General features: G+C 72.4%; 12 protein-coding genes. 5 read left to right on the top strand and 7 right to left on the bottom strand.

What is annotated here, in order from left to right:
• Positions 1-4: 4 nt before the first annotated feature.
• The 4 genes from narH to R2E43_RS05740 form a co-directional block, all read right to left on the bottom strand.
• Positions 5-1,600 carry a nitrate reductase subunit beta gene (narH, locus tag R2E43_RS05755; RefSeq protein ID WP_332055970.1) on the bottom strand — a complete coding sequence of 532 codons (1,596 nt, stop codon included), beginning with the start codon at positions 1,598-1,600 and terminating at the stop codon, positions 5-7.
• Positions 1,600-5,295 carry a nitrate reductase subunit alpha gene (locus tag R2E43_RS05750; protein WP_332055969.1) on the bottom strand — a complete coding sequence of 1,232 codons (3,696 nt, stop codon included), beginning with the start codon at positions 5,293-5,295 and terminating at the stop codon, positions 1,600-1,602. The genes narH and R2E43_RS05750 overlap by 1 nt, the downstream gene beginning before the upstream one ends.
• Before the next feature lie 148 nt (positions 5,296-5,443).
• Positions 5,444-6,259: an SAM-dependent methyltransferase gene (locus tag R2E43_RS05745; protein WP_003972443.1), complete on the bottom strand. Its 816-nt coding sequence runs from the start codon at positions 6,257-6,259 to the stop codon at positions 5,444-5,446.
• Positions 6,260-6,308: 49 nt separating this feature from the next.
• On the bottom strand, positions 6,309-7,172 hold the full coding sequence (locus R2E43_RS05740) for a helix-turn-helix domain-containing protein (protein WP_003972442.1): 864 nt from the start codon (positions 7,170-7,172) through the stop codon (positions 6,309-6,311).
• Between the two features lie 228 nt (positions 7,173-7,400).
• On the opposite strand from R2E43_RS05740, the gene R2E43_RS05735 reads away from it, so the two are divergent.
• Positions 7,401-7,826 (top strand): hypothetical protein, encoded by a 426-nt coding sequence (locus tag R2E43_RS05735; protein WP_319217137.1) that lies wholly within the window; start codon positions 7,401-7,403, stop codon positions 7,824-7,826.
• Here R2E43_RS05735 and R2E43_RS05730 read toward each other — a convergent pair.
• On the bottom strand, positions 7,808-8,626 hold the full coding sequence (locus tag R2E43_RS05730; RefSeq protein ID WP_319217139.1) for a helix-turn-helix domain-containing protein: 819 nt from the start codon (positions 8,624-8,626) through the stop codon (positions 7,808-7,810). The two genes, R2E43_RS05735 and R2E43_RS05730, sit on opposite strands and share 19 nt — an antisense overlap.
• 89 nt (positions 8,627-8,715) lie before the next feature.
• Between R2E43_RS05730 and R2E43_RS05725 the strand changes: the two genes are divergently transcribed.
• The 3 genes from R2E43_RS05725 (at position 8,716) to R2E43_RS05715 (ending at position 11,738) form a co-directional block, all read left to right on the top strand.
• Positions 8,716-9,021 carry a 4a-hydroxytetrahydrobiopterin dehydratase gene (locus tag R2E43_RS05725; RefSeq protein WP_003972439.1) on the top strand — a complete coding sequence of 102 codons (306 nt, stop codon included), beginning with the start codon at positions 8,716-8,718 and terminating at the stop codon, positions 9,019-9,021.
• 4 nt (positions 9,022-9,025) lie between these two features.
• On the top strand, positions 9,026-9,772 hold the full coding sequence (locus R2E43_RS05720; RefSeq protein ID WP_003972438.1) for a class I SAM-dependent methyltransferase: 747 nt from the start codon (positions 9,026-9,028) through the stop codon (positions 9,770-9,772).
• Positions 9,773-9,842: 70 nt separating this feature from the next.
• Positions 9,843-11,738 carry a rhamnogalacturonan lyase gene (locus R2E43_RS05715; RefSeq protein WP_003972437.1) on the top strand — a complete coding sequence of 632 codons (1,896 nt, stop codon included), beginning with the start codon at positions 9,843-9,845 and terminating at the stop codon, positions 11,736-11,738.
• 3 nt (positions 11,739-11,741) lie between these two features.
• On the opposite strand, the gene R2E43_RS05710 is transcribed toward R2E43_RS05715, so the two are convergent.
• Entirely contained in the window at positions 11,742-11,987 is a 246-nt protein-coding gene (locus tag R2E43_RS05710) for a hypothetical protein (RefSeq protein WP_003972436.1), read from the bottom strand.
• A 273-nt stretch (positions 11,988-12,260) separates the two neighbouring features.
• Between R2E43_RS05710 and R2E43_RS05705 the strand changes: the two genes are divergently transcribed.
• The gene (locus R2E43_RS05705) at positions 12,261-12,941 is read left to right on the top strand and encodes a hypothetical protein (protein WP_003972435.1); all 681 of its coding nucleotides are present in this window, start codon (positions 12,261-12,263) and stop codon (positions 12,939-12,941) included.
• Here the strand turns inward: R2E43_RS05705 and R2E43_RS05700 are convergent.
• A complete protein-coding gene (locus tag R2E43_RS05700) occupies positions 12,934-15,606 on the bottom strand; it encodes a xyloglucanase (RefSeq protein ID WP_319122897.1) in 2,673 nt (890 codons plus the stop codon). The genes R2E43_RS05705 and R2E43_RS05700 overlap by 8 nt on opposite strands.
• Between the last annotated feature and the right edge of the window lie 179 nt (positions 15,607-15,785).

Raw genomic sequence — 15,785 nt, 5'->3', positions numbered from 1 at the left:
CGGGTCAGACCTCCCTCTCGTCGTCCGCGGTCTGCCGCCTGCGCAGGATGTGGAAGTTCTCCACCGGCACCAGCGGCAGCCGTTTGCGTCCCGAGTCCTGGCCGAACGGCCCGTCGCCGCCCATGCCCGGACCGCCGTCGGTGTCCAGGCTGCACGTGTCCGGCAGTGCGGACGCCTCCAGCCGGTGCGCGTCCCCGACGGCCGCCGTCGGGATCACGTACCGCTCCTCGTACTTGGCGATCGCCAGCAGCCGGTACATCTCCTGGATCTCCTCGGGCCGCATGCCGACGCCCGCGCAGACGGCCGGGTCCGGGTCCTCGCCGAGGTTGACCGACCGCATGTGGGCCCGCATCGCGGCGAGTTTCTCCAGCGACGCCCGCACCGGCCCGGTGTCACCGGCGGTGAACAGCTCGGCCAGGTACTCCAGCGGGATGCGCAGCGTGTCGATCGCGCCGAACAGGTTGTCCGCGTCCTCGCCGTCGTGCCCGGTCTCCGTCAGCGCGTCCACGACCGGCGACAGCGGCGGGATGTACCAGACCATCGGCATCGTGCGGTACTCGGGATGCAGGGGCAGCGCGACCCTGTACTTGCTCACCAGCGCGTGCACGGGGGAGCGCCGGGCCGCCTCGATCCAGTCGAACGGGATCCCCGCCTCCTCGGCGGCCCGCCGCACCCCGGGGTCCTCGGGGTCGAGGAAGACACCCAACTGCGCCTCGTACAGGTCGTGCTCGTTCGGTGTCTCGGCGGCCGCGGTCACCTTGTCGGCGTCGTAGAGGACGACCCCCAGGTATCTGAGCCGCCCCACGCAGGTCTCCGAGCAGACGGTGGGCTGGCCCACCTCGATGCGCGGATAGCAGAAGGTGCACTTCTCCGCCTTGCCGGTGCGGTGGTTGAAGTACACCTTCTTGTACGGGCAGCCGGTCACGCACATCCGCCAGCCCCGGCAGCGGTCCTGGTCGACCAGGACGATGCCGTCCTCCGAGCGCTTGTACATCGCCCCGGACGGGCACGACGCCACGCACGACGGGTTCAGGCAGTGCTCGCAGATGCGCGGCAGGTAGAACATGAACGTTTCTTCGTACGCGAACCGCACCTTCTCCGAGGCCTGTTGCCGGGTGCGCTCCACCATGGGATCGAGGTCGCCGTAGGCGGGGGCGCCGCCCAGGCTGTCGTCCCAGTTGGAGGACCAGCCGATCTTCATCGGCTTGCCGTCGAGCTGGGAGACGGGCCGGGCGACCGGGTAGTCGGTGCCGAGCGGGGCGTCGGTGAGGTTCTTGTAGTCGTACGTCCAGGGCTCGTAGTAGTCCTTGATCTCCGGGAGCCGGGGGTTGGAGAAGATCCCGGCGAGCTTCTTGAACCGGCCGCCCGCCTTCAGTTTCAGCGCGCCGCGCCGGTTCAGCTCCCAGCCGCCCCGCCACTTGTCCTGGTCCTCGTAGCGGCGCGGGTAGCCCTGTCCGGGGCGGGTCTCCACGTTGTTGAACCAGACGTACTCCATACCCCGCCGGTTGGTCCATGCCTGCTTGCAGGTGACCGAACAGGTGTGGCAGCCGATGCACTTGTCGAGGTTCATGACCATCGCTACCTGGGCCATCGGGCGCATCAGTACTCGACCTCCTGGGAACGGCGCCGGATCACGGTCACCTCGTCGCGCTGGTTGCCCGTCGGGCCCAGGTAGTTGAACGCCCAGGACAACTGGGCGTAGCCGCCGATGAGATGGGTCGGTTTGAGGAGCAGCCGGGTGAGCGAGTTGTGGACGCCGCCGCGTTTGCCGGTCGTCTCGGTGAGCGGCACGTTGACCGTGCGTTCCTGCGCGTGGTGCATGAAGACCGTGCCCGGTGGCATGCGGTGCGAGACGATCGCGCGGGCCACGACGACGCCGTTGCGGTTGACCGCCTCGATCCAGTCGTCGTCCGCGACGCCGATCGCCGCCGCGTCCTCGGCGGACATCCAGATGGTCTGCCCGCCCCGGGACAGCGCCAGCATGAACAGGTTGTCCTGGTACTCGGAGTGGATGGACCACTTGTTGTGCGGGGTGAGGTAGCGGACCGTCACCTCGCGGTGCCCGTCGGGACCCAGTCGCGGTTCGCCGAACAGCCGGTGCATGTCCAGCGGCGGCCGGTACACGGGCAGCGCCTCGCCCAGCTCGTGCATCCAGTCGTGGTCGACGAAGAAGTGCTGCCGGCCGGTGAGGGTGTGCCACGGCTTGAGGTGCTCGGTGTTGAGCGTGAACGCCGTGTAGCGCCGCCCGCCCGCCTCGCTGCCCGACCACTCCGGCGAGGTGATCACCGGCACGGGCGCCGCCTGGGTGTCGGCGTAGGTGATCCGCTTGCCCTCGTGCTCGGCGGCCAGGTGGGCCATCTCCTGCCCGGTCTTCGCCTCCAGGGTGTGGAAGCCCTGGGTCGCCAGACGGCCGTTGGTGGTGCCGGACAGGGCCAGGATGGTGTTGGCCGCCTTCACCGCCGTGTCCAGCGCCGGACGCCCGTCGGCCGGGCCGCCGCGCACCGCGCCGTTGAGCTCACGCAGCCGGGCCACCTCCTCGTCCGGCTTCAGGGTGATGCCCTTGGCGGGCAGCCCCTTGGTCTCCACCAGCGGGCCCAGCGCCGCGAACTTGGCGCCGATCGCCGTGTAGTCGCGCTCCACGACGACGAGGTTCGGCATCGTCCTCCCGGGCTCGGGCTCGCACTCCCCGCGCCGCCAGTCCCGTACGACACCGCCCGGCTGGGCAATCTCGCCCGGGGTGTCGTGCTGGAGGGGCGCCGCCACCAGGTCCTTGCGCACCCCGAGATGGTCCTCGGCCAGTTCGCTCAGCTTCTCCGCGAGGACCTTGAAGGTGTCGAAGTCGGTGCGCGCCTGCCACGGCGGGTTCACCGCCGGGGAGAAGGCGTGGACGTAGGGGTGCATGTCCGTGCTGGACAGGTCGTGCTTCTCGTACCAGGTCGCGGCGGGCAGTACCACGTCGGACAGGAGCGTGGACGAGGTGTGCCGGAAGTCCAGCGAGAGGAGCAGGTCGGCCTTCCCCTCGGGCGCCTCCTCGTGCCAGACCACGTCCCGGGGCCGCTCGCCGGGCGCGGCCTCCTCGGCGCGCAGCGAGGACTGGGTGCCCAGCAGGTGCTTGGTGAAGTACTCGGCGCCCTTGCCCGACGAACCGAGCAGGTTGGCCCGCCACAGGGTCACGATCCGCGGCCAGTTCTCCGGGGCGTCCGGGTCCTCGCCCGCGAACCTGAGCGTCCCCGCCCGCAGTTCGGCCACCGCGTTCGCCACCGGGTCGCCGAAGGTCTCGCCCAGTTCCAGCGGGTTGCGGTCGAAGGTCGGGTACGAGGGCATCCAGCCGGTGCGCGCCGACAGGGCGAGGCAGTCCGCGCCCGCCATCCCGGCCAGCCGCCCCTCGCCCAGCGGCGAGGCCAGCACGTCGGCGCGGAACCGGTCGTAGCGCCACTGGTCGGTGTGCAGGTACCAGTACCCGGTGCCGATCGCCTGGCGCGGCGGGCGCGACCAGTCCGACGCGGCGGCCAGCGACGCCCAGCCGGTCACCGGACGGCACTTCTCCTGGCCCACGTAGTGCGCCCAGCCGCCGCCGTTGCGGCCCTGGCAGCCGGTGAGCTGGAGCAGGGCCAAAAAGCCCCGGTAGATCGTCTCGGAGTGGAACCAGTGGTTGGTGCCCGCGCCCATCAGGATCATGCACCGGCCCTTGGACCGCTCCGCCGTCCGCGCGAACTCCCGGGCGATGCGCACGCAGGCCGCCGCCGGGACCGAGGTGTGCGTCTCCTGCCAGGCCGGGGTGGCGGGCGCGTCGGCGTCCTCGTACGACGCCGGCCAGTCGCCCGGCAGGTCCGGCCGGGTCACGCCGTACTGGGCCAGCATCAGGTCGAAGACCGTCGTCACCAGCGGCCCGGTCGCCCCGCCGAGGCGCGTCGCCGGCACCCCGCGGCGCAGGACGTCGCCGCGCCCCTGCCCGTGTGTGCCGCCCTCGGTGTCGAAGCGGGGGAGGAGCACTTCCACGCCCGAGGCCATCTCGTGGCCGTGCAGGCTCAGCCGGGGGCGTACGTCGCCCAGGTCCAGGTTCCACTTCCCCTGGTCGGCCTCGTTCCAGCGAAAGCCCAGCGAGCCGTTCGGGACCACCGCGCGGCCCGTCGCCTCGTCCAGCACGACCGTCTTCCAGTAGGCGTCGTCGCCGCCCTGCCCCAGGTCGGCGGCGCGCAGGAACTTGTCCGGCACGTACGCGCCGTCCCGCTCGGTCAGCGTCACCAGGAACGGCAGGTCGGTGAAGCGCCGTACGTAGTCGTCGAAGAACGGGGTGACGCGGTCGACGAAGAACTCCTTGAGCACCACGTGCCCCATCGCCATCGCCAGCGCGGCGTCCGTCCCGGGGTGCGGGTGCAGCCACTGGTCGGCGAACTTGGTGTTGTCGGCGTAGTCGGGCGAGACCACGACCACCTTCTGCCCCCGGTAGCGGGCCTCCGCCATCCAGTGCGCGTCCGGGGTGCGGGTCACCGGCACGTTCGTACCCCACATGATCAGGTACGCCGCGTCCCACCAGTCGCCCGACTCCGGCACATCCGTCTGGTCGCCGAATACCTGCGGGGACGCCACGGGCAGGTCGGCGTACCAGTCGTAGAACGACAGCATCGGGGCGCCGATCAGCGAGTGGAAGCGGGCCCCCGCCGCGTGCGACACCATCGACATCGCGGGGATGGGCGAGAACCCCGCGATGCGGTCGGGCCCGTGGGTGCGGATCGTGTGCACGTGCGCGGCGGCGACCATCTCGACCGCCTCGTCCCAGCTCGCCCGGACCAGGCCGCCCTTGCCGCGCGCCCGCTGGTAGCGCTGCCGGCGCTGCGGGTCGCCCTGGATGTCGGCCCACGCGAGCACCGGGTCCGTCAGCCGGGCCTTCGCCTCCCGGTACATCTCCAGGAGCACCCCGCGCACGTACGGGTAGCGCACCCGGGTGGGGGAGTAGGTGTACCAGGAGAACGCCGCGCCCCGGGGGCAGCCGCGCGGCTCGTACTCGGGGCGGTCGGGGCCGACCGACGGATAGTCCGTGGCCTGGGTCTCCCAGGTGATGATGCCGTCCTTGACGAACACGTTCCACCGGCACGAACCCGTGCAGTTCACGCCGTGCGTCGACGTCACGACCTTGTCGTGGCTCCAGCGGTCCCGGTAGAAGGCGTCCGACTCCCGCCCGCCGACGAGTCCGACGCTGTGCAGGTCGGGTGCGGCGGTGCCCGGCCGGAAGAACCGTCCCGCGCGCAGCAGCGCCGCGCCCGGCTCGGTGGGCGGTGTCCGCGTGTCGGTCACGTGCGCTCCCTTGCTCACCCGGTCCCGGGTGCTCGCCAGGCCCTGGTTCACGAACCTAGGGCCGGACGCGGAAGCGCACCTGTTCGCGGCGCCCGTACGGGTCAGGGGGCGGGTCGCCGGACGTACGGGGGCCGGTGCGCGGAGCGGGTCAGGGCTTGCGGGCCACCCCCGCGTACACCGGCACGATGCCCTCCGTCTGGGCCGCCACGTCCTCGGGGTCCGGCCGCCAGCCGGTGACCGGGATGATGCCGGGGCCCAGCAGCTCCAGACCGTCGAAGAAGCGCGCGAACTCGGTGAGGGAGCGCGGGTGGAACGGCGTGCCGCCGCGGGCGAACAGCTCCGCGGCCTTCCCCACCGCCGCCGGGTTCAGATCGGGCGTGACCTGCGAGAGGACCAGGTGGCTGCCCGGTGCGAGCACGTCCTTGTACCGCTTGAGCAGCCCGTGCACGTCGTCGCCGTCGGCGGCGTCGCCGAGGTAGTGGGTCAGGGCCACCAGCGACAGGGCGACGGGCCGGTCGAAGTCCAGGGACTCGCCCGCCAGCCGCAGGATCCGGTCCGGGTCCCGGACGTCCGCGTGGACGTACTCGGTGGCACCCTCCGCCGAGCCGTGCAGCAGTGCCTCGGCGTGCCGGAGGACGATCGGGTCGTTGTCGGCGTAGACGACCCGCGACTCGGGGGCCACCGCCTGCGCCACCTGGTGCAGGTTCGGCTCGGTGGGGATGCCGGTGCCGATGTCCAGGAACTGCCGGATCCCGGCCTCGGCGAGGGTACGCACCGCCCGGTGCATGAACCGCCGGTTCGCGCGGGCCCCGCGCACCGCCGTGCTGTCCGCCGCGAGGATCCTGCGGGCCAGCTCCTCGTCCACCGGGTAGTTGTCCTTGCCGCCCAGCCACCAGTCGTAGACCCGGGCCGGGTGCGGCCTGCTGGTGTCGAGAGGCGCGGAGGCGGGCTCGGGTCCGGTCATGCGGTGTCGTCTCCTCAGGGGCCGGGTGCGGGTGCCGGGTCGTCGCCGGTCAGAAGTTCTCGCGGTACTCGCGCAGGACCTTCTCGGTGCGCTGGGTCGAGGCGGCGCGCGCCGTCATGTGGTCCAGGACCTCCAGGTGCGCCGAGACCTCGGTACGGGAGTCCAGGTACAGGGCGCCCGTCAGGTACTCGGTGAAGACCATGTCGGGCAGCTCCGGCTCCGCGAAGCGGAACAGGGTGAACGGCGCGTACGTGCCGGGGTGCGGCCCGTCCTCGAACTCGGCGACCTGGAGCGTCACCCGGTCCCGGGCGGCGAACTCCAGCAGCTTGTCGAGCTGCTCGCGCATCACCCGGCCGTGAATGCTCACCGGCCGCCGCAGCACCGTCTCGTCCATCACCACCCACAGGTGGGGCGGGTCCGGACGGTCGAGGAGCCGCTGCCGCTCCATGCGCAGGGACACGTGCCGCTCCACCGCGTCCGCGCCCGCGTTGCCGATCGTCCCGGCCTCCAGGACCGAGCGCGCGTAGTCCTCGGTCTGCAGCAGCCCGGGGACGAAGTGCGGCTCGTAGGACCGGACGATCCGGGCGGCGCCCTCCAGGCTCACATACAGGCTGAACCAGTCCGGCAGCACGTCGTGGTACCGCTGCCACCAGCCCGGCTGGTTCGCCTCCTCGGCGAGCGCGACGAACGCCGCGACCTCGTCGGAGGCGACTCCGTACGCCGTCAGCAGTATCTGGACATACGGTATTTTCAGCGAGACCTCGGCCATTTCCATGCGCCGCACGGTGGCCGGGGCCACGCGGAGCACCTTGGCGGCCTCCTCGCGCTTGAGTCCCGCCGTCTCCCGCAGTTCCTGCAGCCGTCTGCCGAGGACCACCTGGCCCACGGTGGGTGCGGCCCGTCGCTCGCTCACGCCACGCCTCCCCAACGCGCCCAAGTCTCGTCGCAGTCTGTCATGTTCCTCTGTCAGTCTCACAGGGGTGTTCGTGGATCATTCTCGGGCCGGACGCATGACCCGGCGGGTAATCGACCGTCCCCGTGCGCCGCGGGATCGTGGAGCCACCGGGTTCCGGTCCGGCGCACTCCGGCCCGGGACCCGGCCCGACCCCAGCGTCTCCGACCCGACGGAGGATGACTCGCCATGTCCACGCACCAGCTTGCCGCACTCGCCCGTACGGCCGAACCGCGGCTGATGCTCCGCCGCTTCCTGGCCCTCGACGCGGCGGTGACGGGCGCCAACGCGCTCGCCTACCTCGCACTGTCCGGCCCGCTCGGCCGCTGCCTCGGCGCCGGCTCCGGCCTGCTCCTCGCCCTCGGGGCCTTCCTCGCGGTGTACGCCGGGTGCGTGGGCCTGCTGGCCGCCCGCTCCCGGCCCCCGGCGCTCGCCGTCCGGGCCGTCGTCGAGGCCAACCTCGCCTGGGCGGCCGTCAGCTTCGCCGCCCTCGCCCTGTGGCTCACGCCCACCACGGCCGGGGCGGTGTGGACGGTGCTCCAGGCCCTCGTCGTCGCCGCGTTCGCGCTGCTCCAGCACGGAGCCCTGAGGCAGGATCAGGGCAGCAGCGCCTGAAGGTACTTGACCGTCGCCGGGTCGGCCGGGAGCAGCGTCTCGATGGCCAGCTCGGCGACCGTCACGTCCATCGGGGTGTTGAAGGTGGAGATGGACGAGATGAACGACAGGACGTGTCCCTCGTGCTCGATCTGCATCGGCAGCGCGAAGTACGGCACCGGTTCGTCCGGCTCCGCGCCCGGCACGCTCTCCGGCACCGGATAGGCGGCCACCTCGTCGTACAGCTCCCGCAGCGGCCGCGAGCGGTGCAGGGCGATCTGCCGCTCCATCTGCTCCAGCAGGTGTCCGCGCCACTCGCGCAGGTTGCGGATGCGCGGCGCCAGGCCGTCCGGGTGCAGCGTCAGCCGGATGGCGTTCAGCGGCGGCGTGAGCAGGTGCTCCGCGACGCCGTCCATCAGCATCGCGATCCCCCGGTTGGCCGCCAGCACCCGGTACGTCGCGTCGACGACCAGCGCCGGATACGGCTCGTAGCCCCGGATCAGCCGCTCCATGCCCTCTCGCAGGGCGCCGAGCGCGGGGTCGTCCAGCGGGGTCTCCGGGTAGTGCGGGGCGTAACCGGCCGCGAGCAGCAGTGCGTTGCGCTCGCGCACCGGGACGTCCAGGTGCTCGGCGAGGCGCAGCACCATCTCCTCGCTCGGCCGGGAACGGCCCGTCTCGACGAAGCTGATGTGCCGGGCGGAGGAGTCGGCGCGCAGCGCCAGCTCCAGCTGGCTGACCCGCCGCCGCTCCCGCCAGGCGCGCAGCATCGGGCCCACGCCCCGGTCGGTGGCGGGGGAGGTGCCGGACACGAGTGCGGTCATACCCGGAACGGTAGTCGACGCCGGGGCGCGCCGGAGCGGCCGCGCTGTGGCAGGCTGAGGCGAACCCGCCCAGGAGAGGAGCGCAGCCCATGCCCGCCGAACCGCTGTCGCCGCAGGAGGTGGAGGAGCGGCTGGCCACCCTGCCCGGCTGGTCCCTCGACGCCGGGCGTCTCACCCGCTCCTACCGGCTCGGCTCGCACTTCGCGGCGGCCGCGATGGTCGTCCACGTCGCCCAGGTGCAGGAGGAGCTCGACCACCACTCCGACCTGACCCTCGGCTACCACACGGTCGCCCTCGCGGTGCACACCCACAGCGCGGGCGGGGCCGTCACCGAGAAGGACGTCGAGCTCGCCCGCAGGGTGGAGGACCTGGCCGCCGGCCACGGGGCACACTGACGGTGTGCTCGACTACGACAAGGAAGCGGAACGCTACGACGACTCCCGCGGCGGCGAGCCCCGGGCCGCGGCGGCCGCGGAGGGCGTGCTGAGCCTGGTGCCGCGGCAGGCCCGCCGACTGCTCGACGTGGCCTGCGGCACCGGCATCGTCACCCGGCGGATCGTCGTCGGACGGGACGGCCTGCGGGTGGTGGGCGTCGACCTCGCCCCCGCCATGGCCCGCCGCGCCGCGGCCCGGCTGCCCGGCGCCGTCGTGCTCGCCGACAGCCGTCGACTGCCCTTCGCCGACGGGGAGTTCGACGCCGTCGCCAGCGTGTGGCTGCTGCACCTGGCCGGCGGTGCCGAGAACGTGCGGGCGATCGTCGCCGAGTGCGCCCGCGTGCTGCGGCCCGGCGGGACCTATGTGACCACCGTCGACAAGGGCGCCTCGCACAACGTGGGCAGCGACATCGACGCCGTGCTCGCCGCCCGGCCGGCCGGCGTCGCGCACGACGCCGCCCACCTGGTCGAGGCGTACGCCCGCGAGTACGGCCTGGAGCCCGTGGGCGGGGCCCGCTTCACCGGACACGGCCAGGGCCGCAGTCCCCGCCGGACCGTCGCCGACCTGCGGCGCGGCTGGTTCGTCACGCTGCCGCCGGGCGAGCCGCTCGCCGAGGAGTTCGCCGCGCGGCTGGCCGTCCTGCCGGACCAGGACCGGCCCCGGCCCGACCCGGTCTTCACCCTCGCGGCGTTCAGGAAGTCCCCGGCGTAGGGCGGCAACCCGGCCGCCCCGGGCGGCGACTGAGAGGCGGAAGCCATCCGCCCTCCAGGAGGTTCGTCCCGTGAGGCACCCCCACACTCGCCCCCACGCCCCCCACCCGCACCGCAGACGCCCACGCGCCCTGGCCGCGGCCCTCGCCGCCGCCGGGCTCCTCGGCGCGGGCCTGACGACGCTGGCCCCCGACACCGCCGAGGCCGCCACGGCACGCCAGGTCGAGGCCCTGGACCGGGGCGTCGTCAGCGTCCACACCGGCGACGGGAACCTGGTCAGCTGGCGCTGGCTGGGTACCGACCCGGACAACGTCGCGTTCAACGTCTACCGGGCCGGTACGAAGGTCAACTCCAGCCCCGTCACCGGCTCCACCACCTACTTCCACTCCGGCGCCCCCTCCCACGCCGACTACACCGTCCGCGCGGTCGTGAACGGCACGGAGCAGGGCGACTCCGTCCACGCGATCCAGTTCCGGGCCGGCTACAAGGACGTACCGATCAGCCCGCCCTCCGGCGGCACCACCCCCGACGGCGTCTCCTACACCTACGAGGCCAACGACGCCTCCGTCGGCGACCTCGACGGCGACGGTGCCCTCGACCTCGTCCTCAAGTGGCAGCCGACCAACGCCAAGGACAACTCCCAGTCCGGCTACACCGGCAACACGGTCGTCGACGGCATCAAGCTCGACGGCACCCGCCTGTGGCGCGTCGACCTGGGCCGCAACATCCGCTCCGGCGCCCACTACACCCAGTTCCAGGTGTACGACTACGACGGCGACGGCCGGGCCGAGGTCGCCATGAAGACCGCCGACGGCACCAAGGACGGCACCGGCGCGGTCATCGGCAACTCCTCGGCGGACCACCGCAACTCGAGCGGCTACGTCCTCTCCGGCCCCGAATACCTCACCATGTTCAACGGCCGGACCGGCAGCGCGATGGGGACCGTCGACTACGTCCCGGCCCGCGGCTCGGTCTCCTCCTGGGGCGACTCCTACGGCAACCGCGTCGACCGGTTCCTGGCGGGCACGGCGTACCTGGACGGCTCCCGCCCCTCCGTGATCATGGCGCGCGGGTACTACACGCGCACGGTGATCGCGGCCTGGGACTGGCGGGACGGCCGGTTCACCCGCCGCTGGACCTTCGACACCAACTCCTCCACCAACAGCGGCAAGGGCTACGACGGCCAGGGCAACCACCAGCTCTCCGTCGCGGACGTGGACGGTGACGGCCGGGACGAGATCGTCTACGGCGCGATGGCCGTCGACGACAACGGCTACGCCCTGTGGACCACCAGGAACGGCCACGGCGACGCCATGCACGTCGGCGACCTCGACCCGTCCCGGGCGGGCCTGGAGGAGTTCAAGGTCGACGAGGACGGCTCGAAGCCCTCGTCGTACCTGGCGGACGCCCGCACGGGCCAGATCCTCTGGTCCACCGGCGCGAGCGGCGACAACGGCCGCGGTGTCTCCGGGGACATCTGGTCGGGCAGCGCGGGCGCCGAGTCCTGGTCGTCCGCGGAGAGCGGCATCCGCAACCCCAAGGGCACCGTCGTCGGCAGCCGCAAGCCCTCCAGCGCCAACTTCCTTTCCTGGTGGGACGGCGACACCGTCCGTGAACTCCTCGACGGCACCCACGTCGACAAGTACGGCACCTCGGGCGACACCCGCCTGCTCACCGGCTCCGGCGTCGCCTCCAACAACGGCACCAAGGCCACCCCGGTCCTGGCCGGCGACATCCTCGGCGACTGGCGCGAGGAGGTCGTCTGGCGCACGTCGAACAACACGGCCCTGCGCATCTACTCCACCCCCTACGACACGGACACCCGCATCACGACCCTCCTCCACGACACCCAGTACCGCACCGCACTGGCCTGGCAGAACACCGCCTACAACCAGCCACCGCACCCGAGCTTCTTCCTCGGAAGCGGGATGCCGAGGGCCCCCCGGCCGTCGGTCCACACGCCCTGACCCTCATGCGGCCTCGTCCACCGGCGGGGGCTTCCCGCCGGTGACCACCGTCCTGACCCACCTCTGCGTCAGCCGCGTCCGGGAGGCGAGCACCCCGACCGGCACGCCCCGCCGGTACGCGGCGCGCAGAGCGGCGTTGCGCCAGTGTTCGAGTCTTCTCTTCGCGGCCCGGTCCGTGACCGTCCGGTGCAGCAGCACCGCGAGTCCGAGCAGCAGCCGCCCCGCCGGTCCCTCCCAGGTTCGTGCCATGCGGTTCCCCCAGTCCTCGCCACCACTCCCGCCCACTCAACGGTCGAAGAAGGACGGCAGCGCCACAAGGGCGTGAAACGGGCACACGGGGCACGGGCGCGTGAGGGGGCGCCGTCGGCACGCGCCCTCCCGGAGGGTCGCGTCGGCCCGCGACCTGACCGGTCGAAGGGGCCCGCCCGACGATCATGGACACGATTTCATCACGCGATCTCCACAAGATGGTGTCCCGGGAGATGATGCACCACGCAACAGCACCATCCCCCGGGGGGAACCATGAGCACCAACTTCACACCGCCGCCCATGCCGTCCTACGGGCCGTCACCGGTGCCCCCGCCCCCGCCACCGAGGAAGAACCGCACGCTGCTCGTCGCCGTGGCCGCCGCGGTGGTGGCCGCGGTCGTGTCGGCGGCCGTCACCGCGGGAGTCACCGGTGACGACGAGGCGGGACCCGCGCCCACGGTCACCGTCACCGAGACGGCGTCCGTGGGCGGGGGCGACACCCCCGCGGCCGAGGAGGAGTCCGCGGAGGAAGCCCCCGCGGCCTCCGAGGACACCGACGACGGTGTCCACGCGCTCGACGAGACGGTCACCTACGAGTCCGACGTCGAGGTCAGCCTGTCCGGCTTCGAGCGCACGGTGTCGAGCGAGTACGCCATGCCCGAGAAGACCCCTTACGCGCGGTTCACGGTCAAGGTCAGGAACAGCGGCACCAAGACCCTCGACACCACGCTGCTCACCGTCAACTGCTCCTACGGCAAGGACGGCCGGAGCAGCGAGTCCGTCTTCGACTCCGACACCGGTCTCGACGGCACTCCCCAGACCAAGCTCCTCGCCGGCCGGTCGATCAACGTGCCCTGGGGCTGCGAACTCCCCAAAGGCGAGAAGCTGATCCAGATCGAGGTCGCCCCCGACTTCGACTCGGAGACGGCGATCTTCACCGGCCCCGTCACGTAGCGGTCGGGCACGCGCGTCCGGCGACGGCGAACCCCTCCGGTTCCGCGTTGGTCCCCGACCGGCTCCCGGTGAACCCGAAGCCGACCGAGGCACCGGGGGCCACACCGGCGTTCCAGCCGACGTTCCTCGCCGTCACCGACGTACCGGCCTGGGTGTGCTCGGCGTTCCACATCCGGGTCACCTCCTGGCCGCCGGGGAAGGACCAGTCGAGGGACCAGCCGTTCCAGGCCGACGTGCCGGTGTTGGTGAGGCGGACGTCCGCCTGGAAGCCGCCCGGCCACTGGTTCGTGACCGTGTACGTCACCTCGCAGGCGCCGGTGGGGGTGGGGTCGGGTCCGGGACCCGGATCGGTGCCCCCGCCCGTGTCCGAGGTGTCGCCGTAGATCACGCCGCGGCCGTTGGTCGCCACGTACACCCGGCCGTAGACCCGCGGGTCGCCGGTGATGGCGGCGCCGGTCCAGCCCCACTGGTGGGCGTCGTCGTTGACCCGGGTCCAGGTCGCGCCCGCGTCGGTGGAGCGGAAGATGCCGCGCACCCCGCCGATCTCCGCGCTGGTGAAGAGGGTCTGGTACGACGCTCCCGGGGCCGCCTTGCCGAAGCCGACGGTGTCCGCCGCGTCGACACCGGGCAGCCTGGTGAAGGTCCCGCCGCCGTCCGTCGAGTGCCACAGGCCGTACGGGCCGTCCGCCGCCCCGCCTGCCAGCCAGACGTCGCCCTCCCCGCCCGGCAGCGCCTTGAAGCGGACGCCGTCACCTGCGGGCAGCCCGGTCGCGGCCGAGGCGGTGAACGTCGCGCCGCCGTCCGTACTGACGTAGAACCTCCCGGACTTGAAGCCGTAGAAGGTCGCGGGGTTCACCCGGTCCGACTCGACGATCGCGCCCGCCGGGAGGCCGGTCGACGCCTGCCAGGACGTACCGAAGCCGGTCGTGTACTGCACGCCGGCACCCTCCGGGCTCCACACGAAGCGGCTGCCGTCCGCGCCCGCCGCGACCGTGCCGCCGCCGCTCACCCCGGACGGGTCGGTGCCGCCGAACCAGTTGGCGCCGTTGTCCGTGGAGAACGCGATGTGCGGACCGGAGTCGAGATTGCCCGCCCGGACCACGACGTCCGGCTTCGTCTCCGCGAAGTCCAGGCTCGTCGTCGAGGTGAAGTTCGGCGAGGTGTACATCATCGACGGGACCTCGGTCAGGCTGGTGTGCCGGAAGCCGCCGACGTCACCCAGGGCGCTGAGCAGCGGGGCACCCGACGGGGGAGAGGCCAGGTCGTTGACGGCCGTCTCCTCCAGGCCCCGCACCATCGGCTCGACGGCGAATGTGCCGCCCTCGGCGTCCCAGTTCGTCAGGTTCTCCGTGCCGTAGACCGTGGCGCCCGTGCCGTACATCATCCGGTCCGAGTCGAACGGGTCGATCTCCAGAGCCTCCGTCATCCAGCCCAGCTTCGGGGTCTGCTCGGGCGGCGCCGGGTTCGCGCCCCAGGTGAGCCAGGGCGACGAGGAGACGTCCATCGTGTAGCGGTTCTCGCGGTCCGGGTACGAGGTGTAGCTCCACGCCTGGGACCATGTCGCGCCGCTGTCCGTCGAGCGGAAGATCTGCGTGTCCGGCCACCACGAGCTGTACGCGGTCGCCATCACCGTCCCCGGCCGCTGCCGGTCGACGGTCAGGCCGCTGAAGCCGTAGTAGGTGTCCGCCTCCGCGGCCGGGCTGATGTCCGTCCAGGTGCCGGTCGCCGTCGCGTACCGGTACAGCCGGCCCTTGCCGCCGTCGTACGGGCCGCCGGTGTCGCTGTAGGCGAGGTACAGGTAGCCGTTCTCCGCGTCCAGCACACCCTTGTGGGCCAGGTAACCCGTCGGCTGCCCGGCGAGCCGCTCCCAGGTCGCGCCCGCGTCGGTCGAGCGGTAGACGGCGTTCTCCTTGTCCGCGACCCCGACGTAGAGGGTCCGCGTGGCCGTGCCCGCGCCGCCGCCCGTCGACTCGTCGAAGGTGACCCAGGTGATGCCCTGGTTGTCGGAGGCGTAGCCGGACGTGTCGTTCGGGTCCTGCGCGTAGTTCCCGGGGTTCGGGAAGGCCGTCACCTCGGACCAGGTGACGCCCGCGTCGGTGGACCGCCACAGTCCGTGGCCGCTGGGGGCGCCCAGGTACAGCACGTCGTTGTCGTGCGGGTCGACGGCCAGGCGCTCACCCATGCCGCGGCCGGGCATGTTGCCGCCCAGTTTGAACGGCAGGTCCGTCTTCTCCCAGCTCGCGCCCCGGTCGGCGGAGCGCAGCACCGCGCCGTTGGTCGGGTCCCAGTCGTTGGTGTACGTGCCGACCGCCGCGTAGACCCGGTCCGGATCGACGGCGTCGGAGGCGAGAGCGACCACGCCCGTGTGCCCCCAGTCGTCCCAGCCGACGTGGTCGAGGAGCGGCGTCCAGGTGTGGGACTCCTCCTGCCAGCGGTAGGCGCCTCCGATGTCGGTGCGGGCGTAGGCCAGGTCCTTCTCGGTCCGGTTGAAGACGATGCCGGGGACGAAACCGCCGCCGTCGATACGGGCGTTCTTCCAGGTGTAGCTGTCGGCGGCGACGGCCGCCCGCGGCGCCGGCTCGGCGGCCGACGCCGCGGGCGGACTGCCCGCCAGCAGACCGGCCGCGAGGGCCAGCAGCACGGTGAGGATCCGGGTTCTTCGCACGGTGGGGAACCGTCCTTCCGTCAGGAACAGAACACATGCGAGGACCGGGCGGCCCCAGGCGTGGGCAGGGGCCGCCCGGTCGGTTGGTCCCGTCGTCCGGTGACGAGACCGAGCACGCGGAGCTGTCAGGCGCCCCGAAGGGGCGCGGGGCTGTACCGACTTGCGGCTACCGCCGCGTG

Source organism: Streptomyces violaceoruber, assembly GCF_033406955.1.
Lineage (GTDB): Bacteria > Actinomycetota > Actinomycetes > Streptomycetales > Streptomycetaceae > Streptomyces > Streptomyces violaceoruber.
Note: the sequence above shows the minus strand (reverse complement) of the source record. Positions and strands in the feature narration are given on the sequence as shown.